At 67.0% G+C, this 20,386-nt stretch carries 17 protein-coding genes and 1 riboswitch; of the genes, 7 read left to right on the top strand and 10 right to left on the bottom strand.

Annotated elements, in window-relative coordinates; translation table 11 throughout:
• Nucleotides 1–27: 27 nt before the first annotated feature.
• Nucleotides 28–1,194, bottom strand: a complete 1,167-nt coding sequence (locus tag ACN0SE_RS05820; protein WP_417523558.1) for a peptidoglycan glycosyltransferase FtsW — start codon at nt 1,192–1,194, stop codon at nt 28–30.
• Between the two features lie 172 nt (nt 1,195–1,366).
• On the opposite strand from ACN0SE_RS05820, the gene ACN0SE_RS05815 reads away from it, so the two are divergent.
• Together ACN0SE_RS05815 and ACN0SE_RS05810 are read left to right on the top strand one after the other, a co-directional pair.
• Complete coding sequence (locus tag ACN0SE_RS05815) at nt 1,367–2,551, top strand: NAD(P)/FAD-dependent oxidoreductase (RefSeq protein ID WP_417523557.1); 1,185 nt, start codon at nt 1,367–1,369, stop codon at nt 2,549–2,551.
• A 67-nt stretch (nt 2,552–2,618) separates the two neighbouring features.
• Nucleotides 2,619–3,311: a hypothetical protein gene (locus tag ACN0SE_RS05810; protein ID WP_417523556.1), complete on the top strand. Its 693-nt coding sequence runs from the start codon at nt 2,619–2,621 to the stop codon at nt 3,309–3,311.
• Nucleotides 3,312–3,393: 82 nt separating this feature from the next.
• Here ACN0SE_RS05810 and murD read toward each other — a convergent pair whose 3' ends face one another.
• The 8 genes from murD to mraZ all read right to left on the bottom strand — a co-directional run bounded on the left by murD (nt 3,394) and on the right by mraZ (nt 12,560).
• Nucleotides 3,394–4,800: a UDP-N-acetylmuramoyl-L-alanine--D-glutamate ligase gene (murD, locus tag ACN0SE_RS05805; RefSeq protein ID WP_417523555.1), complete on the bottom strand. Its 1,407-nt coding sequence runs from the start codon at nt 4,798–4,800 to the stop codon at nt 3,394–3,396.
• Between the two features lie 101 nt (nt 4,801–4,901).
• Nucleotides 4,902–5,984: a phospho-N-acetylmuramoyl-pentapeptide-transferase gene (gene mraY / locus ACN0SE_RS05800; protein ID WP_417523554.1), complete on the bottom strand. Its 1,083-nt coding sequence runs from the start codon at nt 5,982–5,984 to the stop codon at nt 4,902–4,904.
• A gap of 21 nt (nt 5,985–6,005) precedes the next feature.
• Nucleotides 6,006–7,415 (bottom strand): UDP-N-acetylmuramoyl-tripeptide--D-alanyl-D-alanine ligase, encoded by a 1,410-nt coding sequence (locus ACN0SE_RS05795; RefSeq protein WP_417523553.1) that lies wholly within the window; start codon nt 7,413–7,415, stop codon nt 6,006–6,008.
• A complete protein-coding gene (locus ACN0SE_RS05790; protein ID WP_417523552.1) occupies nt 7,412–8,896 on the bottom strand; it encodes a UDP-N-acetylmuramoyl-L-alanyl-D-glutamate--2,6-diaminopimelate ligase in 1,485 nt (494 codons plus the stop codon). Before ACN0SE_RS05790 ends, ACN0SE_RS05795 begins: the two co-directional genes overlap by 4 nt.
• 11 nt (nt 8,897–8,907) lie before the next feature.
• A complete protein-coding gene (locus tag ACN0SE_RS05785; RefSeq protein WP_417523551.1) occupies nt 8,908–10,695 on the bottom strand; it encodes a peptidoglycan D,D-transpeptidase FtsI family protein in 1,788 nt (595 codons plus the stop codon).
• The gene (gene ftsL / locus ACN0SE_RS05780; RefSeq protein ID WP_417523550.1) at nt 10,692–11,057 is read right to left on the bottom strand and encodes a cell division protein FtsL; all 366 of its coding nucleotides are present in this window, start codon (nt 11,055–11,057) and stop codon (nt 10,692–10,694) included. Before ftsL ends, ACN0SE_RS05785 begins: the two co-directional genes overlap by 4 nt.
• Nucleotides 11,058–12,050, bottom strand: a complete 993-nt coding sequence (rsmH, locus tag ACN0SE_RS05775) for a 16S rRNA (cytosine(1402)-N(4))-methyltransferase RsmH (RefSeq protein WP_417523549.1) — start codon at nt 12,048–12,050, stop codon at nt 11,058–11,060.
• Nucleotides 12,051–12,053: 3 nt separating this feature from the next.
• Nucleotides 12,054–12,560: a division/cell wall cluster transcriptional repressor MraZ gene (gene mraZ, locus ACN0SE_RS05770; RefSeq protein WP_417523548.1), complete on the bottom strand. Its 507-nt coding sequence runs from the start codon at nt 12,558–12,560 to the stop codon at nt 12,054–12,056.
• Nucleotides 12,561–13,360: 800 nt separating this feature from the next.
• Nucleotides 13,361–13,558: riboswitch (cobalamin riboswitch) on the top strand.
• Nucleotides 13,559–13,673: 115 nt separating this feature from the next.
• Here mraZ and ACN0SE_RS05765 point away from each other — a divergent pair.
• The 4 genes from ACN0SE_RS05765 to ACN0SE_RS05750 are packed head-to-tail and all read left to right on the top strand — an operon-like array spanning nt 13,674 to nt 18,124.
• On the top strand, nt 13,674–15,569 hold the full coding sequence (locus ACN0SE_RS05765; protein ID WP_417523547.1) for a TonB-dependent receptor plug domain-containing protein: 1,896 nt from the start codon (nt 13,674–13,676) through the stop codon (nt 15,567–15,569).
• Nucleotides 15,556–16,386 (top strand): ABC transporter substrate-binding protein, encoded by an 831-nt coding sequence (locus tag ACN0SE_RS05760; RefSeq protein WP_417523546.1) that lies wholly within the window; start codon nt 15,556–15,558, stop codon nt 16,384–16,386. The genes ACN0SE_RS05765 and ACN0SE_RS05760 overlap by 14 nt, the downstream gene beginning before the upstream one ends.
• Nucleotides 16,383–17,366 (top strand): FecCD family ABC transporter permease, encoded by a 984-nt coding sequence (locus tag ACN0SE_RS05755; RefSeq protein ID WP_417523545.1) that lies wholly within the window; start codon nt 16,383–16,385, stop codon nt 17,364–17,366. Before ACN0SE_RS05760 ends, ACN0SE_RS05755 begins: the two co-directional genes overlap by 4 nt.
• Nucleotides 17,363–18,124, top strand: coding sequence for an ABC transporter ATP-binding protein (locus ACN0SE_RS05750; protein ID WP_417523544.1), 762 nt, complete (start codon nt 17,363–17,365; stop codon nt 18,122–18,124). Before ACN0SE_RS05755 ends, ACN0SE_RS05750 begins: the two co-directional genes overlap by 4 nt.
• A gap of 88 nt (nt 18,125–18,212) precedes the next feature.
• Here the strand turns inward: ACN0SE_RS05750 and ACN0SE_RS05745 are convergent, their stop codons facing one another.
• Nucleotides 18,213–19,265: a P-loop NTPase gene (locus ACN0SE_RS05745; protein WP_417523543.1), complete on the bottom strand. Its 1,053-nt coding sequence runs from the start codon at nt 19,263–19,265 to the stop codon at nt 18,213–18,215.
• 236 nt (nt 19,266–19,501) lie between these two features.
• On the opposite strand from ACN0SE_RS05745, the gene ACN0SE_RS05740 reads away from it, so the two are divergent.
• On the top strand, nt 19,502–19,714 hold the full coding sequence (locus ACN0SE_RS05740; RefSeq protein ID WP_417523542.1) for a DUF1127 domain-containing protein: 213 nt from the start codon (nt 19,502–19,504) through the stop codon (nt 19,712–19,714).
• Nucleotides 19,715–20,386 lie beyond the last annotated feature (672 nt).

The following is a 20,386-nucleotide window of genomic DNA, read 5'->3' as shown; positions in this document are numbered from 1 at the left end:
CCCGGCCCTTCTGCCTTGGGGAAGGGCTCACCGGACACGTCCCCTCAGGATATCGCCGATCTCGCCCTGCGGCCGGGTCCGGGTAAAGGACAACAGCATGCCCACCGCGATGCCGGTGGCAATCAGCGACGAACCGCCATAGCTCACGAAGGGCAGCGTCATGCCCTTGGCGGGCAGCAGCCGCACCGCGACACCCATGTTGATCATGGCCTGGACTCCGAACATGCAGGCGAGCCCGGTTCCGGCCAGCCGGATAAAGGGATCGCGTTCACGCATCAGCCGCATCAGCGACGAGATCACCACGCCGGCATAAAGCGCGATGATCGCCAGCACAAGGATCAGGCCGTATTCCTCGGCCGCGACGGCGATGATGAAGTCGGTATGGGCATCGGGCAGCGACCATTTCACCTGGCCTTCACCGACGCCGACGCCGACGAAACCGCCTTCGCGGATCGCATTGGTGGCATAGCCCAGCTGGGTGGTCGGATCGACATCGGCGGTCAGAAAGCCGTCGATACGGCGGGCAAAGTGCTCGGAATTGGAATAAGCGACGGTGCCGGCCAGCACCACCAGCAGGGCGATCCCCACCAGCAGAAGCATCGGCGCACCGGCGACGAAATACATCACGCCCCAGCCGAACAGCACCAGGCAGGCCTGGCCGAAGTCGGGCTGCAGCGCCAGCATCAGCACGATGGTCACGCAGAGGCCAAAGGACCAGAGCCGCCCCGGAGGGCCGTTGATCTCCTGGTTGGCGGCCATCATCCAGGCCGCGACCACGACAAACCCGGGCTTGAGGAATTCCGACGGCTGCACCGAGGCGAAGCCCAGCGAATACCAGCGCACCGCGCCCTTGCCGAAGTCGGTGCCGAATGCCGGCAGCAGCGCCAGCGCCACGAAGGCCAGGGCAAAACCCACCACCGCCAGGCGGCGCACCAGCACCGGTGTCATCATCGAGGTGATCAGCATCGCCACCAGCGCCGCGCCGCCGAACACCGCCTGCCTCGAGACATAGTGGAACGGCTCGAAGCCGTTCTTGGCCGCCAGCGGCGGCGAGGCCGCCAGGCCCAGCAGGATGCCGATGGTGAACAGGATCAGGATAAACGACATCGACATCTTGTCGATCGTGCGCCACCATTTCGGGAGCACAGGCTCGACGTCCCTCACGGGGGCCGCGCCATAGACCATCTCAGTCATGGGAATCTGCCACTCAATCTGCCTCGGGTGCCCCGTTTTTCGGGGTCTGGGTCGAAGTTTATCGCAAACCCCCGGACAAGGCTAGGAAAAACGGCGGTTTTGCGGCCCTGCCGCGTCGGCAGCCGGGCCCTGCCCCTTGTGCTTGCCGGCATTTCGGGGCACCGCTCGGGGCATGGACGTCACCACCCTCATCCTCGGCGCCGGCGCTGCCGGCATGATGTGCGCCGCGCAGGCCGGCCCCGGCACGCTGGTCATCGACCACGCCAAGGCGCCGGGCGAGAAAATCCGCATCTCCGGCGGCGGCCGCTGCAACTTCACCAACCTGCACGCCGGCCCGGGAAATTTCCTGTCGCAGAACCCGCATTTCTGCAAATCCGCGCTCAAGCGCTACACCCAGTGGGATTTCATCGAGCTGGTCGACCGCCACGGCATTGCCTGGCATGAAAAGACCCTGGGCCAGCTGTTCTGCGACGGCAAATCCGCCCAGATCGTCGAGATGCTGGTGCGGGAGCTACGCGCCGCCGGGGCCGATCTCTGGCTCGGAACCAGCGTTGTCGGCGTCAGCCACGACGGCAGCCGCTTTTCGGTGATCCTCGACCGCGAGGGCCGCCGCATCCCCGTCACTGCGCAGAACCTCGTGCTCGCCACCGGCGGCAAGTCGATCCCCAAGATGGGCGCCACGGGCCTGGCCTATGACATCGCCCGGCAATTCGGCCTCTCGGTGACCGAGACCCGCCCTGCGCTGGTGCCGCTGACCTTCTCGGACCAGCGCTTTGCCGCCCTCTCCGGCGTCTCGCTGCCCGCCACCACCAGCGCCAATGGCACCAGCTTCGACGAGGCGCTGCTGTTCACCCACCGCGGCCTCTCGGGCCCTGCGATCCTGCAGATCTCGTCGTTCTGGCGCGAAGGCGACGAGATCGCCCTGCGCCTCGCCCCCGCCACCCTCTACGAGGACCTGCGCGCCGCCCGGCAAGAGGCCGGTCGCGTCAACCTCACCACCGCGCTGGCCCGTCACCTGCCAGCCCGTCTGGTCGAACACCTGGCAGGCCCGCTGCGGCTCACCGGCAATCTCGCCGACCAGTCCGACGCCCGCCTGCGCGCGATTTGTGATGCGCTCTCCGATTGGCGGCACAAACCCACAGGCTCCGAAGGCTACCGCACCGCCGAGGTCACCCTGGGCGGCATCGACACCGCCGGTCTGAATTCCCGCGACATGCAGGCCAAGGCGCTGCCTGGCCTTTATGCGATCGGCGAAGCGGTGGATGTCACCGGGTGGCTCGGCGGCTACAACTTCCAATGGGCCTGGGCCTCTGGCCATGCCGCGGGCACCGCCATTGCCGCCGGGGCCCGCGCCTGACCACTGGAATATTTACACAACGGCCACATATCCGTTACAGACGCCGTCACAGACAACGGAGTGCCGGATGGCTCTGAACGACTACCCGCCTCTGAAGCCCGGCAATTTCCTGCGCGCCCTCGAAGCCAAGGTGCCGCAGAAATTCGCCCGCGACATCCTCAACCGGCTGCGCTTCCGCGACAAGGCGCCCCTGTCCGACGAGGCGCTCTTCGTGCCGCTCAAGGATGTGCACGCCGCCTATTTCCCCGACCCGAAGAACGGCGCCCCGGCCTTCCGCCGCCGCCACAGCGGGTTGGTGCGCGGCGGCGACTGGGACCTCTCGATCCGGCCGCTGGAGGAATCCTTCAAGCACCTCGCCTGCCGACTGCACTTCGTCGACGGGCTGCCCTGGGAAGAGACCGGCGTCTACGAGCGCCACCTGCGCAACATCGAGAAACACGGCCAATCCGATGGCTGCCGCAATCTCGCGGATCTCAAGCGCCGCTACGCCGGCGTCGACCGGCTCTACGACGAGGTCAGCCAGAGCCGCCGGTTGCGCCCCCGCTCGGAAGTACCGGGCTACTTCCGCCGCGAACACGGCGGCATCTTCGTGCATATCGACCGCAACGGCCGCGCCCTGCGCCGTGGCGGCGGCGAGCACCGCTACGCCATCGCCCGCATCCTCGACCTGCCGGAAATCCCCGTGCAACCCGGCGTGATCCACATCGACGCGCTGCGCAACGGCCACCTCGACCGCCTGCGCCACTCGATCCACGCCTGAGCCGCCCTTCAGTCTTTCCTCTTGCTCCAAAAACCCTCGGGGGAGTCGCCCTCGGGCGACGGGGGCAGAGCCCCCACCCTCCCTAGAGGCCAGGCAATCTCGCCAGAACATTCTGGGTGAAATCCACCCCGCGCTGCTCGAAATTGTCGTACTGGTCGAAACTCGCGGCCGCCGGGGCCAGCAGCACGGTCTCGCCCGGCTGCGCCTCGGCCATGGCGCGCTCGACCGCGGTCGACATGTCGGTGCAGACCTCGGCCTCGACGCCCGAGAGCCCCAGCGCAAAGCCCGCCGCCTCACGGCCGATGACATAGGCCTTGGTCACATTGGCCAGACCCTCGCCAAGACCGGCAAGCCCGCCCTCCTTCTGCAACCCGCCGCAGATCCAGCGGATCCGGCTGAACGCTGCCAGCGCCTTGGCGGCGCTGTCGACATTGGTGGCCTTGCTGTCGTTGACATAGGCCACGCCGCCGGCCTCGCCGATCAGTTGCGAGCGGTGCGGCAGCCCGGCAAAGCTGTGGAAGGCCTGTTCGATCACCCGAGGGGCAAGCCCGAGGGTGCGACAGGCGGCATAGGCGGCGCAGGCGTTCTGGTGGTTGTGCGCGCCCGGCAGCCCCTTGATCTCGCGCAGGTCGATCGCTCCGGCCTGGCGGCCCTTGCGGTATTCCGACAGGAATCCCTTGCGGGCAAAGACGTGCCAGCCCGGCCCGGTCAGCTTGCCCGCCACCGATATGCGGATCACCCGGTCGTCGCCCGGCCCTTCGCTGAGTTGACCGGCGAGGAAACGCCCCTCCGGTTCGTCGACGCCCACCACCGCCCGGTCCGGCCCGCCTTCGGCAAAGAGCCGGCGCTTGGCGGCGAAATAACCGCCCATGCCGCCGTGACGATCGAGGTGATCGGGGCTGAGGTTGGTGAAGACCGCCACGTCGGGGGTCAGCGCCCGGGCCAGCTCGGTCTGGTAGGACGACAGCTCCAGCACCACCACGCCGCCATCGCCCGGCGGGTCGATATCCAGCACGCCGCGGCCGATATTGCCGGCCAGCTGCGCCTCGCGGCCCGAGGCCTGAAGGATGTGGTGGATCAGCGCCGAGGTGGTGGATTTGCCGTTCGAGCCGGTCACCGCCACCACCCGCGGCGGGCTGTCGAAGTCGTTCCAGCCGCCATGCGCCAGCGCGCGAAAGAACAACCCGATGTCATTGTCGACCGGTACGCCCGCCGCCTGTGCCGCGGCCACCACCGGGTTGGGTGTCGGGTAGAGATGCGGGATGCCGGGCGAGACGATCAGCGTGGCGATGTCGTCGAAGACGCCGGCGCGGGTCGGGTCGGTGACCTCGAAGCCCTCGTCCTCGGCGCGTTCCCGGGCCTGCGGGTTGTCGTCCCAGCAGACCGGAATGGCGCCGCCCTCGCGCAAGGCACGGGCGGCGGAGAGACCGGAACGGCCCAGGCCAAGAATGGCGACGCGGGTGTTCTCGAAGCCGGGGACAGGGATCATGGCGTTGGTTCCTTCGTCACGGGGCGGACCGGGAACCAGCCCCCGGACCCCCGCGGTATTTGCAGCAAGAGGAAGGGACGAGTCGAGGCGTGGGGGCGCCGTCAGCGCACCTTCAACGTGGCGAGACCGATGATGGCGAGGATCAGCGAGATGATCCAGAAGCGGATCACGATGGTCGGCTCGGCCCAGCCCTTCTTCTCGTAGTGGTGGTGGATCGGCGCCATCAGGAAGACACGCTTGCCGGTGCGCTTGAAGTACAGCACCTGGATGATCACCGAAAGCGCCTCGACCACGAAGAGACCGCCGACGATGCCGAGCACGATCTCGTGCTTGGTGGCCACCGCGATGGCGCCGAGGGCACCGCCGAGCGCGAGGCTGCCGGTGTCGCCCATGAAGACCGCCGCCGGCGGCGCGTTGTACCACAGGAAGCCAAGGCCGCCGCCGAAGAGACCGGCGGTAAAGATCAGGATCTCGCCGGTGCCGGGCACGTAGTGCACGTCGAGGTACTCGGTGAAGTCGACCCGGCCCACCGCATAGGCGATCACGCCCAGCGTGCCGGCTGCGATCATCACCGGCATGATCGCCAGCCCGTCGAGCCCGTCGGTGAGGTTCACCGCATTGGCCGCGCCCACTACCACGAACATGGCAAATGGCAGGTAGAGCCAGCCGAGGTTCAGCAGCGTGTCCTTGAGCACCGGCATGGCGAGCCGGAACTGCAGCCCTTCTGGGTGATAGACCGCCGCCCAATAGGCCGCGATACCGGCGATCAGGAAGCCCAGCAGCAGCCGCACCCGGCCGGGCACGCCGGCGGTGTTCTGCTTGGAGACCTTGGCGTAATCATCGGCAAAGCCGATAATGCCGAAGGCGAAGGTGACGAAAAGCACCATCAGCACATAGGGGTTGTCGAGCCGCGCCCAGAGCAGCGTCGAGGTCAAGAGCGCGCTAAGGATCAGCAGCCCGCCCATGGTGGGCGTGCCGGCCTTGGCGACATGGCCCTCGGGGCCGTCGTCGCGGATCGGCTGGCCCTTGCCCTGGCTGCGACGCAGCACGTTGATCAGCGGCTTGCCGAACATGAAGCCGAAGATCAGCGCCGTCATGAAGGCCCCGCCCGCCCGAAAGGTGATGTAGCGGAAAAGATTGAAGAAATCCCCGCCATCGGACAGTGCAGTCAACCAGTAGAGCATATGATGCCCCTTCCCTACCACTTATTGTGGGTCGCCATGGCCCATTTTGCGGATCGCGTCAACCAGAGCCGAGAGCCCGATGGAATTCGACCCCTTGATCAGCAGGACATCGCCGGCGCGCAGGTCGCGGCGCACATCCTTGACGATGTCGCCGACGTTCGGCTGCCACTTGCCGCGCCGGTCGGCGGGCAGCGCCTGCCAGAGATGCTTGCTGAGCGGGCCGACGCAGTGCACCCGGTCGATCTCTTCCATCGCCGGCAGCCGCGCCAGCGCCGCATGCAGGTCCGGCGCGGTCTCGCCCAGCTCGGCCATGTCGCCAAGACAGGCGATGCGGCGGCCGCGGTCGCCGGCGGGCGTGGCGGCCAGCACCGTGAGCGAGGCCTCCATCGAGGCCGGGTTGGCGTTGTAGCTGTCGTCGATGATCTCGAGCGCCTTGGAGGGATCGGCGATGTCGAGCGCGATGCGCTGGCGTTCGCCCCTGCCCTTGACCGGCGCCCAGCGGGAGAGCGCGGCGGCGGCCAGTGCCGCGTCGAGCGAGAGCGCGTCGGCCACGGCAAGCACGCCGAGGCCGTTCATCGCGAAGTGCCGGCCGGTGGCCGCGATCTTGTAGTGCAGGTCCTCGTGGCGCACGCGGGCATGGGCCACGGTGACGCCATGCGCCATCTCGACCCCGGTCAAGCGATACTGCGCTCCGGCAACCTCGCCAAAGCCGATGTAGCTGGCCTCGGCAGAGCGGGCGGCCTCGCGCAGGATGCCGGCGGTTTCGATCTCGGCGTTGAAGACCGCGCTGCCGCCGGGTTCGAGCCCGGCGAGGATGCTGGCCTTTTCCTCGGCGATGCCCTCGATCCGGCCAAAGGCCTCGAGATGCGCCGGGGCGACGGTGGTGATCATCGCCACATGCGGGCGCGCGATGCGCGACAGGGGCGCGATCTCGCCGGGGTGGTTCATGCCGATCTCGATCACCGCGAATTCGGTGTCGGCGGGCATCCGCGCCAATGTCAGCGGCACGCCCCAATGGTTGTTGTAGCTCGCCACCGAGGCATGGGTGCGGCCAAAGGCCGAGAGCGTCTCGCGCAGCATTTCCTTGGTCGAGGTCTTGCCGACCGAGCCGGTGACCGCCACGACCCTTGCCGCCGTGCGGGCGCGGCCGGCGCGGCCCAGGGCCTCGAGCGCGGCCATGATGTCGTCGACGATCAGCAGCGGGGCGTCCGGGGCGACACCCTCGGGCACATGGGTGACCAGCGCAGCTGCGGCGCCTTTCTCCAGCGCCTGGGCCACGAAGTCATGACCGTCGCGCGCGGCTTTCAGCGCGACAAAGAGATCGCCGGGCCGCAGGGTGCGGGTGTCGATCGAGACGCCCTCGGCCTGCCACGCCTGCGTCGCCTGCCCGCCGGTGGCCGCTGCGGCCTCGGCCGCTGTCCAGAGGCTCATGGGTTGACCCCGTCAAGCGCCGAGACCGCGACGCTGGCCTGCTCGACATCATCGAAGGGATAGGTTGTGTCGCCCACCACCTGGCCGCTTTCGTGTCCCTTGCCGCAGATCAAGAGCGCATCGCCCGGCTCCAGCATGTCGACGCCGCGCAGGATCGCCTCTGCGCGGTCGCCCACCTCGAGGGCCTCTGGCCCGGCGCCCTGAAGCACCGCGGCGCGGATGGTGGCGGGATCCTCCGAGCGGGGGTTGTCGTCGGTGACGATGACGATATCGGCGTTCTCGCGTGCGGCCTGCCCCATCAGCGGGCGCTTGGCGGTGTCACGGTCGCCGCCGGCGCCAACGATGGCGATCAACCGGCCCATGACATGCGGGCGCAGCGCCGAGAGCGCGGTCTTCACCGCGTCGGGCGTGTGGGCATAATCGACAAAGGCCGCCGCGCCGTTGGCGCGGGTCGCGGCCAGCTGCATGCGGCCGCGCACGGTGCCGAGCTCGCTCAGCGCTTCGAAGACCCTTGCCGGGGCCTCGCCCGCCGCGATGACCAGACCGGCGGCGAGCAGCACATTGGCGGCCTGGAAGCCGCCGATCAGCTTGAGGCGGGTTTGATGCGCCTGCCCCAGCCACTCGAAGCGCAGGTCCTGGCCGGTGGCGTCGAAGCGCTGGGCCATCAGCCGCAGGTCGCAGCCCTGGCGCTTGCCGACGGTCAGCACCGACTGGCCGCGGGCGGCGCAGACCGGCTCGAGATCGGCAACCTTGGGGTCGTCCATGTTGAGCACGGCGGTGCCATCCTCTGGCAGCACCCGCAGGAAGAGCCCGGCCTTGGCCTCGAAATAGGCCTCGAAGGTGTGGTGATAATCCAGGTGATCCTGGGTGAAATTGGTGAACCCCGCGGCCTGCAGGTGCACGCCGTCAAGCCGGCGCTGGGCCAGACCGTGCGACGAGGCCTCCATCGCGGCGTGGGTGATGCTGTTTTCCGCCGCCGCGGCAAGCGTGCGGTGCAAGGTCACCGGCTCGGGCGTGGTATGGGCAAGCGGAGCCTCCCACGCGCCTTCGACGCCGGTGGTGCCAAGGTTGACGGCCGGCAGGTCGAGCGCCATCCAGATCTGCCGGCAGAAGGTCGAGACCGAGGTCTTGCCGTTGGTTCCGGTCACCGCGACGACGATCTCGGGCTGGCCTCCGAACCAGAGCGCGGCGGTATAGGCCAGCACCTGGCGCGGGTCTTCGGCGACGATCAGCGCAGCGTGGCTGGCGTCCAGCACATCGGCGGCAATCCGCGCACCTTCGGCATCGGTGAGCACCGCGCCGGCGCCCATGCGCAGGGCATATTGGATGAATTCTGCCCCATGCACCCGGGCGCCCGGCAGCGCGGCAAAGAGATAACCCTCCTGCACCTCGCGGCTGTCGACCGTGATGCCGGTGATCTCGGCATCGGCGCCGCCCCGGGCGCTGAGGCCCAGGTCGGCAAGCGTTTTCTTCTGGCTCATGCGGGTCCCCGTCACTGACTGGTGAGCGTTATACCAGCCAGCGTCTCGGGTTCAATCGTGGGTCTGAGGCCCAGCAGCGGCGCGAGGCGCTCGATCATCTCGGCGGCCACCGGAACCGCGGTCCAGCCGGCAGTGCGGCGCAGTTCGCCGGCGGCATGGATCTCGGGCTCGTCGAGGGTGACGACCAGCACATATTTCGGGTCGTGGATCGGGAAGATCGAGGCAAAGGTGGCGATCACCTTGTCCTTGTAATAGCCGCCCTTGGGCTTGGGCTTGTCGGCGGTGCCGGTCTTGCCGCCCACCGCATAGCCCTGAACGTCGCCAAAGCTCGCCGTGCCTTCCTTGTGGCTGACCACCAGCCGCAGCATCGCACGCGAGGCCGCAGCGGCGCGTTCCGACATCACCCGCTCGCCCAGCTTGGGCCCGGACTGGCGCATCAGCGTCGGCTGGACCATGCGGCCGCCGTTGGCGACTACCGAATAGGCCGTGGCCAGGTGCAGCGGCGAGGCCGAGAGACCGTGTCCGTAAGAGATTGTCATGGTTGAGAGCTCGGACCAGTTCGGCGGCAAAAGCGGCTTGGCGCGCTTGGCCTCCTGCAGTTCGACCGGGGTCACATCGAAGAACCCGAGCTTTTCGAGGAAAGCCTGCTGGCGCGGCGCGCCGATCATCTGTGCCAGCCGCGCGGTGCCGATGTTCGAGGATTTGACGATCACCTTGGTGACCGACAACTCCCTGCCATAGTTGTGGAAATCGCGGATGCGGTGCTTGCCCCAGGTCAGCGGGCCGCGAATGTCGACCATGGTGCCGGGGTTGACGAGGCCGAGGTCCATCGCCTGTGCCGCGGCAAAGATCTTGAAGGTCGAGCCCAGCTCGTAGACCCCCTGCACCGCGCGGTTGAAGAGCGGGCTGATCGAGGGGTCATCGCCAAGCGCCGGCAAAGGCCGGTCGTTGGGGTCGAAGTCCGGCAGGCTGGCAAGCGCCAGGATCTCGCCGTTGTGGGCGTCCATCAGGATGGCGGTGGCGCCCTTGGCGCCCATGATCTTCATGCCGCCATAGAGCACCTTCTCGGCCGCCGCCTGCAGGGTGAGGTCGATGGACAGCTCGAGCGGCGCGCCCTCGCGGGCGGGATCGCGCAGCATCTCGTCGTGGAACTTCTCGATGCCGGCGGTGCCCAGCACCTCGGCGGAATGCACGCCTTCGCGGCCAAAGCCGTAGCCGCCCAGCACATGCGCCGCGACCGCACCATTGGGATAGAGCCGCATCTCGCGCGGGCCGAACAGCAAGCCGGGCTCGCCGATGTCATGCACCGCCTGCTTCTGCTCGGGGCTCAACTTCTTGCGAATCCACATGAATTTGCGACCAGAGGTGAAGCGCTTCTTGAGGTCGGCGACGTCGAGTTCGGGGAAGATCTTGCCCAGTTCCTCGGCGGCGCGCAGCGGGTCGATCATCTGATGCGGGTGGGCGTAGAGGCTGTGCACCTCCATGTTGGTCGCGAGGATCCGGCCCTTGCGGTCGACGATATCGGCGCGCTGGCCGACGATCGAGGCGCCGTTGGTGGCGGCGCGCGGCTCGGTCGCCTCTGATGCGGCCAGACCGCCCATGCGGACGGCAATCACCAGGAAGGCGCAGAAATACATGATGCCCAACAGCAAGAGCCGCTGTTCGGCGCGCAGGCGCAGGCGGTCGCGCATCTCTTCATGCCTGAGCCGCAGGTTCTCGCGTTCGATGGCATCGGGGTTCTCGCCCTTCTGACGGGCGTCGAGGATGCGGGCCAGCGGGCGAAGGGGCGTGCGGATCATGGTTCTTGCTCTTGGTCTGCGCCTTGCGAGGAGGTGACGACGGAATTGGTGATCGGCTCGAAATCATCGAAGTCGGTCATCGGAAAGGCCACTTGGTCGACATTGCCGAAGTGCCGCGGACGCAGCGGCAAAAGGCCCAGCCGGTCAAAGTTCAGCTCGGCCAGGTCGCGCAGCCGGTCGGGGCGGTTGAGATAGGCCCATTCCGCCCGCAGCACCGAGAGCCGGATACGGGCGGCGCCGATCTCGCGCTGGAGTTTCGCCGTTTTTTCAATCGCTTCCTGCGTCTTGTAGTTCTCGTGGTAGGCCCAGAAGGCCAGCCCGATCACCGTCAGCGCTGTCATGATGTAAAGAATGGACCGCATTTACCTTGTCCCCTTGAGTTGCGGCATGGCGATGGCCTTGGCGTCGATCTCGCCGGCGGGCACCTCGGTGCGGCGCGCGACGCGCAGCCGGGCCGAGCGCGAGCGCGGGTTCTCGGCCAGTTCCTGCTTGTCGGGGCCGGCGGCCTTGCGGGTGACGATCTCGAACTGGGCCGGCACGGCATCGACCTGCGGTGCGTAGCGATTGAAGTTGCCGGAATGGCCGGCACGGGCCTGAAGGAAGCGTTTCACCATCCGGTCCTCGATGGAATGAAAGGTCACCACCGCCAGAAGACCGCCGGGCCGCAGCACCCGCTCGGCTGCCATAAGCCCCTCGAAAAGCTCGGTATATTCGTCGTTCACCGCGATTCGCAGCGCCTGGAAGGAGCGTGTGGCGGGATGGCTCTGACCGGGCTTGGAGCGCGGCAGGGAGCGTTCGATCACGCTGGCCAGTTGCAGCGTGGTCTCGAAGGGCGCCTCTTCGCGGGCGCGCACGATGTTCTTAGCGATCCGGCGCGAGGCGCGCTCTTCGCCGAAGACAAAGAGGATCTCGGCCAGCTGCTGCTCGGTCGCGGTATTGACCAGCTCGGCGGCGCTGGGGCCGTCCTGGCTCATCCGCATGTCGAGCGGGCCGTCCTTCATGAAGGAAAAGCCGCGTTCGGCGCGGTCGAGCTGCATCGACGAGACGCCGAGATCGAGCACCACGCCGTCGACCTGGCTGGCGACCTCGTCCATCTTGGAAAACACCGTCTGCTCGGGGCGGATGCGGTCGCCATAATCGCGCATCCAGTCGGCGGCCAATTCGAAGGCCAACGGATCGCGGTCGATCGCCACGACTTCGTCAGCGCCGGCGTCAAGCAGGGCGCGGGTGTAGCCCCCTGCCCCGAAGGTGCCGTCGATCCAGGTCCCCGCCACCGGCGAGACCTCCGCGATCAGCGGGCGGATCAGAACGGGGATATGTGGGGCCGCGGGGGGTGTGACAGCAGCGGCGGCCATGGATTACACCCCCTCCGCCGGACCATCGAGGAAGGACAGCGGGTCAAAATCCTCGGGCAGCTCGTCGAGCCACTCCTCGGTCTTGGCCAGCTCTTCCTTCTCGTAGGTTTCCGGGTGCCAGATTTGAAAGGTGTCGCCGGCGGCGATGAAGAAGGCCTCTTTCTCGAGACCGATCTTTTCGCGCAGCTTGGCCGGCAGCACGAGGCGGCCGGTCTCGTCGACGTTTGTGGGATAGGACTGGCCGTGGAACAGCCGCTGCAGCATCTTGCGCTGCATCGAGCCGCGCGGCAGGGCATCGATCTTGGCGTCGACCTCTTCGATCGCCTCCATCGTATAGCATTCGAGGTAATTGCGGCGGTGATCACCGTAGACGATCACCAGCTCGGGGTTTTCACCGGGGTTCCAGTTCGGGTCAGATGCTTCCAGCACACGGCGAAACGAGGCCGGGATAGACACCCTGCCCTTCGTATCCACCTTGTGGTGGCTTTCGCCTCTGAACCTGCGGCTCACTGTCCTGCCGTCCTTTGCCTCGCGCCCCCGCGAATTCCCAGGTTGTTGAATGTAAAAACGGCGGGTTGATCTGCTGCCACTGATCAACCCGCCGCGTGTCCCGCTGTGCGGGATGTCCAGCTGCGCGCGCCACCTGGGGGGATGTCTGCTCGCCCGCGCGCCGGATCTCTTTGTTCACGATGAAAGGCGGATGCCTGTATGAAACCTGTTTTTGCTTTTGTTCGGAGTTGGTTGCGGGGTCGTTTGCTGCCCCTGTCTCCGTCCCTCATCGTGGTACAAGGGATGCCATGGGAATTTATGGAAATCAACAGGCAAAATTGGGAATGATCCACATGATCTTGTTCACACCCCCTGTGGAAAACAAGATATTGGGGGTATTTTGGCGCCCATTTTGGAATTTCTAGCGGCAGCAGGAATTTGCCTATACCATATGTAGTGATTGACGCGCTGTGGCTTTTTTCCCACGAAATCCCGGAACATTTTCAATCTCGCCGCAATTCGCCCTCAGTTTCCCATTTGGCAGCGGTCTCCGCGGCGCCGAATGCGCGGCCCTCGGATAGTGAATCACATACGAATCACGGAATCGAGAGCGGATTCGGCAGTCACGCGTCGAATCTGGATCCCCCCTGCCCCGGGGCTAGCCCATGATTTCCCCTCCGTCCCATGATTTCCCGTAAGTCCCGTGAATTCCCGTCCGAGGCCCGAATTCCCAAGTCGTCCCACCCGTGGCCGTCCTGCCGCGCCGGGAAATGCCGCGGCGGCCCGGACAAATGGCGGCTTGCCACAGGCAAATCGCGCAATTACAGGAAACCTGTCTTGGTTCGGGCCTCGCAAGGGGTCCGTGAAAAGGGAACGCGGTGCAAACCCGCGACTGCCCCCGCAACTGTGAGCGGCGAGCATCCCCGGAAAAGGCCACTGTGACCGGAACGGTCGCGGGAAGGCCCGGTGCATGCGACGACCCGCAAGTCAGGAGACCTGCCAGGAGATCACCCTATCCGGCGCGGGGCGCGCATGGATAACGGTAACCCCGTCGCGGTGACTTCACTGAAACGGTGGGCGCAGGCTCCCTCCGACAATACAAACCGGCCGGAAACGGCCCTTGAGGGATAGATGATGACCCGCTCCACCTTGATGACCAGCGCCGCGCTTTCGGCGCTTTGCGCAACCCAGGCCCTGGCCCAGGACGACGCCTTTGACCTTGGCGTGCTGATCCTGTCGGCCGGGCTCGAGGCCGCGGCCGAGGATGAAACCGGCGTTTCCGCCGCCGTGATCACCGAAGAAGAGCTCGAAGCCAGCGGCGAAACCCGGGTGATCGACTTCCTCGCCCGCCAGCCCGGCGTGAGCGTGCGCGCCAACGGTCCGCTCGGCACCGCCGCCGGCGTGTCGATCCGCGGCGTCGGCCAGAACAACATTCAGGTGCGGGTCGACGGCATCGACGTCTCCGATCCCTCGGGCACCCAGGTCGCCTTTGATTTCGGCGGGCTGATGACCACCGACATTTCGCGCATCGAGATCCTGCGCGGCGCGCAATCGGCGATCTACGGCTCCGAGGCGCTTGGCGGCGTGATCAACATCACCAGCAAGAAGGCCCACAAGGACGGCTTCGGCGTTCAGATCGCCTCCGAGGTCGGCAGCTACGAGACCCTGCGCAACTCGGTGACCTTCACCACCCGCGGCGAAGGCTTCGACAGCGCCCTGACCTTTGCCCATGCGACCTCGGAAGGCTATTCCGCCGCTGACGAGAACGACGGCAATGACGAGGCCGACGGGTTCGACGCAACCCGGCTGAGCTTTTCCGGCCGCTACGAGCTGGGTTCGCCCGACCTGGTGATGCACCTGTCCTTCTTCGACGAGGAGTCGCAGTACGACTACGACGAATCCGCCGGGGGCGCGGTCTTTGACGGCTCGCCCGACGAGCTGACGGTCAAGAAACAGAACGGCGCGCGCATCGGCTTCGATTTCGTCACCGCCATGGTCGATCACTCAGTCTCGGCCAGCTGGTACCGCATCGACCGCACCCTGACCGGCACTTCGGCCAGCTTTGGCGGCGTCTCCGACGACCGCTTCGACTATACCGGCACGCGGATGGAATATCGCTATCAGGGCGGCGTCGACCTCGGGTCTTCCGCACGGCTGGTCTTTGGCGCCGACCAGACCACCGAGGAATTCGACACCGCCCTGGCGCTCGATCACTCGGTCTTCGGTCTCTTTGTCGACGGGCAGAGCCATGACACCACCGTCAACGGCACCTTTGCCGAACTGACCTGGGCCCCCGGCGCCCAGTGGAACCTCTCGGCCGCACTGCGCCACGACGTGCATTCCGAGTTCGGCGGCCATACCACTGGCCGTCTCTCGGCCGTCTATCGCCCGATGGACGACCTGATCCTGCGCGCCAATGCCGCCACCGGCTTCCGCGCGCCGTCGGGCTACGAGCTCTATGACGGCTTCGCAGGCAATCCCGATCTCGACCCCGAGACCTCCAAGAGCTTCGATCTCGGCGTCGAGAAGCGCTATGGCGAGACTGCCTTTGTCCGCGCCACCGCCTTTCATGTCGAGGCCGAGGACATCATCGACTATTCCTTCACCACCTTCGGCTATGTCCAGGCGCCCGGCACTTCGACCCGCCAGGGCCTGGAACTGGCCTTCGGCGCCGAGATCCGCGACGGCCTGAGCATCGAAGGCTCCTACACCTGGACCGACAGCTTCTCCGACGCCGCTCTCGACAGTTCGAGCTGGTCGTCGCGGGTGCCGGGACAGCAGGCGGCGCTGTCGCTCTCGGGCGATCTGGGCCAGAAGGCCTCGTTCAACGTCACCGGGCTCTGGGCCGGCAACCGGGCCGAGGGGCTCGACGATTACGGCGTGGTGAATTCCACCCTGACCTATGAGATCATGGAGGATGCCGAGGTCTATCTGCGGATCGAGAACATCTTTGACGAGGAATACCAGAGCGCGCCGGGCTACGGCACGTCGGACCGCGCTGCGTATTTCGGGGTCCGTGCGTCGCTGTAAGGCCCTCCTGCTCGCCGCCGCGCTGATCGGTGCGGCGGCCGAGGCGCAGGAGGCGCCGCGCAGGGTGGTGTCGATCAACCTCTGCACCGACCAGCTTGCCATGCTGCTGGCCGCCCCCGACCAGTTGCATTCGGTCTCCTTCGTGGCCCTCGACCGGCGCGCCTCGTCCATGGCGGACGAGGCACAGGACTACGTCATCAACCATGGCCGCGCCGAAGAGATTTACCTTATGCAGCCAGACCTGGTGCTGGCCGGGCGCTATACCGCGCGGGCCTCGGTCGAGGCGCTGCAGAACCTCGGCATTCCTGTGGTGACCTTCGATATCGTCTCGTCCATGGCGGGCGTGCGCCAGTCGCTTCTCGACATGGGCGCGGCGCTGGGGCGGGACGCAGCGGCCCAGGCCATGGTCGCCGATTTCGACAGCCGCCTCGCTGCCCTGCAGGCCGAGGTCATCCGCCGCCCGCGCGCCGCGCTTTATTATGCCAACGGCTTCACATCTGGCCGCGCCTCGCTGGCGCATGAGATCCTCACCGCCGCCGGCTTCGACAACATCGCGCTGGAGGCGGGCTATGAGCAAGGCGGCAAGCTGCCGCTGGAAATCCTCGCGCTCGCCGCTCCCGAGGCGGTGATCACCGGCCAGAGCTATCCCGGCACCAGCCGCGCCGAGGCGATCATGGATCACCCGGTGGTCCGCGCCCTGCGCGCCGAGGCCCAGGGCGCGGCGCTCACCGATGCCGACTGGGTCTGCGGCACCCCGCATGTGCTGCGCGCCATCGAGAGCCTGGTGCCGCTGCGCCAAAGCCTGGAGCGCCAATGACCCGCTTGATGACCCTGCTGGCCCTCGCGGTCTTTGCCCTTTTCGTCGCCTCGCTGCTGATCGGCCCGGCGCCGGTGGGCGCCTGGGACAGCCTTTCGGCGCTGATCCTCGACGACGGCACGCCGATGACCCTGGTGATGCGCGAAATCCGCCTGCCCCGCGCGCTCCTGGCGGTGATTGTCGGCGCCTCTCTCGGCATGGCCGGCGCGGCCATGCAGGGCTACCTGCGCAACCCGCTGGCCGAGCCGGGGCTGATCGGCGTCTCGGCCTCAGCCGCCCTTGGCGCGGTGATCGCCCTGCAGACCGGCCTCGCGGCCGCCTTCACCCTCGCCCTGCCGCTGACGGCCCTCGGCACCGCGCTGATCGGCGTGCTGCTGCTATTGACGCTGGCCGGCCCGCGCGGCGCCTCGCTGACGCTGATCCTCGCCGGCATTGCCATCTCGGCGCTGGCCAGCGCGCTGTTGTCACTGGTGCTGAACCTCTCGCCCAACCCCTTTGCCACCTCCGAGATTGTCTTCTGGATGATGGGCTCTTTGGCCGACCGCTCGATGACCCATGTCTGGCTGGCGCTGCCCCTGTCGCTGCTGGGCTGGCTGCTGCTGGCGACCCTGGGCCGCGGCCTGGATGCGCTGACGCTGGGCGAAGACGCCGCCCAGGCGCTTGGCATAGGGCTGACCCGCCTGCGGCTGACGCTGGTGCTGGCCACGGCCTGCGTCGTCGGGGCCGCCACCGCCGTGGCCGGCGCCATCGGCTTTGTCGGTCTCGTGGTGCCGCATATCCTGCGGCCCCTGGTGGGCGCCCGCCCCTCGCGCCTGCTCTTTGCCTCGGCCTTCGGCGGCGCGGCGCTGGTGCTGGCGGCGGATATCGCGGTGCGGCTGATCCTGCCCGACCGCGATCTCAAGCTCGGCGTGGTCATGGCGCTGATCGGCGCGCCGCTCTTCCTGCACCTGATCTACAAGACCCGGAAGGAGTTCGCATGACCGCCCTTCTCGAGCTCTCCGATCTCACCGTCCGCCGCGGCGCCACCACGGTGGTCGACCGGGTTTCCCTGCGCGTGGCCCCCGGTGAATGCGTCGGCCTGATCGGCCCCAACGGCGCCGGCAAGACCTCGCTGCTGCGCGCCGCGCTGGGCCTGTTGCCGCACGACGGCCGCAGCTCCATCGCCAGCCTGCCCGCCGGCACCCGCGCCCGCCAGGCCGCCTGGATCCCCCAGGTCCGCGAGATCGCCTGGGGCATCGACGTCGAGGCGGTGATCGCGCTCGGCCGCACCCCCTGGCTGCCGCGTGGCGGCAAGCTGCGGCCAGAGGACCGCGCCGCCGTCGACCGCGCCATTCGCCGGATGAAGCTGGAAGCCTTCCGCATCCGCCCCGCCAATCACCTGTCAGGCGGCGAACAGGCCCGGGTGCTGATCGCCCGCGCGCTGGCGCAGGAGACGCCGCTCCTGATGGCCGACGAGCCAATCGCCGGGCTTGATCCGGCGGCACAGATCACCACGATGGAGGTCTTCGGCCGCATCGCCGCCGAGGGCAAGGCCGTCGTCGTCTCGCTGCACGATCTGGGCCTCGCCGCCCGCCACTGCTCGCGTCTGGTCATGATGAACCACGGCCGCGCCGTGGCCGACGGCCCCCCCGCCCAGGTCCTCACCCCTGACCGCCTGGAAGAGGTCTTCGCGCTGCGCGCCCATTACACCCGCAGCGCCGACGGCCCGATCTTCCAACCCCTGGAGAGCCTCCGCTAGCCTCTCCAGGTGCCCCCCGGGTCTTCTTCTCTTTCCAAATACGCCACACCCGGCCAGCCAGAGAGCCCGCCACCCGGAAACGGTCACCTCACACCAACCCACCCCGGATCATGCCCTGGGCCAATTGCGCATAGGCCTCGCTCATCGCACCCTCGCCCACGGCCACCGGCGTCCCGGCATCGCCGGCAAGCCTTGTATCCAGATCAATCGGCAGCTGCGCCAGCAAGGGCACCCCCAGCCCCTCGGCCTCGCTCGCCACGCCGCCGTGACCGAAGATATGCGCCTCGAAGCCGCAATTCGGGCAATGAAACAGCGACATGTTCTCGATCATCCCGAGGATCGGCGTCTTCAGCGTGTTGAACATGTCGATCGCCTTGCGCGCATCGATCAGCGCCACGTCCTGCGGGGTCGAGACGACGATCGCTCCGGACAGCTCCGATTTCTGACAGAGCGTCAGCTGCACGTCACCGGTGCCAGGCGGCAGGTCGACCAGCAGCACATCGAGTTCGCCCCAGTTCACCTGTCCCAGCATCTGCTGCAGCGCGCCCATCAGCATCGGGCCGCGCCAGACCACCGCCTTGGCCGGATCGACCATCAGACCGATCGACATCAGGGTGACGCCATGGGCGCGCAGCGGCTCGATGGTCTTGCCGTCGGGGCTGGCCGGGCGCTGCGACACCCCCATCATCCGCGGCTGCGACGGACCGTATATATCGGCATCCAGCAGACCGACCCTCTTGCCTGCGCGCGCCAGCGCCACGGCGAGGTTGGACGAGACGGTGGATTTGCCCACACCGCCCTTGCCGGAGCCGATGGCGATGATGCGCTGGACGCCGGCCGGTTTCATCGGGCCCGCCTGAGGCTTGGGATGACCGCCGACCTTGAGGCTCGGCGGCGCCTTGGCCTCATGCGCGGTCAGCACTGCGCGCACCTCGCGCACGCCGGGCAGCGCGGCCACCGCCCGCTCGGTCGCGGCGCGCAGCGGCTCCATCTGCCGGGCCATGTCGGCCGAAGGCGCCTCGATCACGTAGCGGACAAGACCGTCCTCGATGCTCAGGGCACGAATCAAATCGCGCGAGATCAGGTCGCCGCCACCGGGCAATTCGAACTTTGCCAGCTCTTTTCGGATGAGATCTTCCATGATTTTCCTGCACAAATTTGGGTTAGAGTTCCGCGTATCCCCTCACAAACCCGTGAAATTCAACCTATGCGAGTAATTTACGACCTTTGTCGTAGAGTTAACTCGCGTCTAAGCGATGACACATGCAATTGCTGCATAGCAGCATTGACGGCAGTCGGGATTGTGCACACGCAGCATTCGACTACATTGATGTCAACGAAACGCACAGACACCGACGACAAAAAAGGCTCAACGCCATGGCAGACATCACCACGAACACCCCCGTTCAGGCCGGACTGGCCAAGCGCTTTCAGGCTGCGCTGAAGTCCCTCACCGCACGTTACGCCCAATACCGCGTGTATCGGGAAACGTTCAACGAGTTGCAAGGCCTCTCTAACCGCGAGCTCGCCGACCTCGGCCTGAGCCGCAGCGAAATCCGCCGCGTGGCCTATCACGCAGCTTACAACTGACAACCGGATCAGAAGGCTCTCTCCTCCTCCCTGAGTCTTCTGTGTCTCAGCGGCGACATCTCTCCTCCTCCCTGATGTCGCCGCCTTTTACACCGGGCCCATTGGCCCAGCAGAATTCCCGCCGTTCTCCTCCCATTGCGGCCGGGAATACCAGAACCAAGGGCTCCTCCTCCCAATAGGCCCGAGGTTCGCGACAACCGGCGCTTCGTCTCCTCCCATTCAGGAGCGCTGGTGATGAAAAGACGGCGGCGCATCCTCCCGCGCCGCCGTTCTTCTCCCCCCGAAAAGAAATGGGGGCCAGTTTCAGGGCCACGGCCCGTCGCCATGCCAGAGGCATGATGCCGGCAAAGAGAACAGAATTCCCGCCGCTCTCCTCCCTTTGCGGCCGGGATGCCAGGACCAAAGGCCACTCCTCCCAATAGGCCCGAGGTCCTGTACAGCCAACGCTTCGTCTCCTCCCATTCAGGAGCGTTGGTGGTGAAAGACGGCGGCGCATCCTCCCGCGCCGCCGTTCTTCCCCCCCCGAATAAAAATGGGGGCCAGTTTCAGGGCCACGGCCCGCCGCCATGCCAGATGCATGATGTCGGCAAAGAGCACAGAATTCCCGCCGCTCTCCTCCCTTTGCGGCCGGGATGCCAGGACCAAAGGCCACTCCTCCCAATAGGCCCGAGG

It is taken from the genome of Marinovum sp. (assembly GCF_048263515.1).
Taxonomy (GTDB): Bacteria; Pseudomonadota; Alphaproteobacteria; order Rhodobacterales; family Rhodobacteraceae; genus Marinovum.
This window is presented reverse-complemented; position numbering and strand designations above follow the sequence as displayed.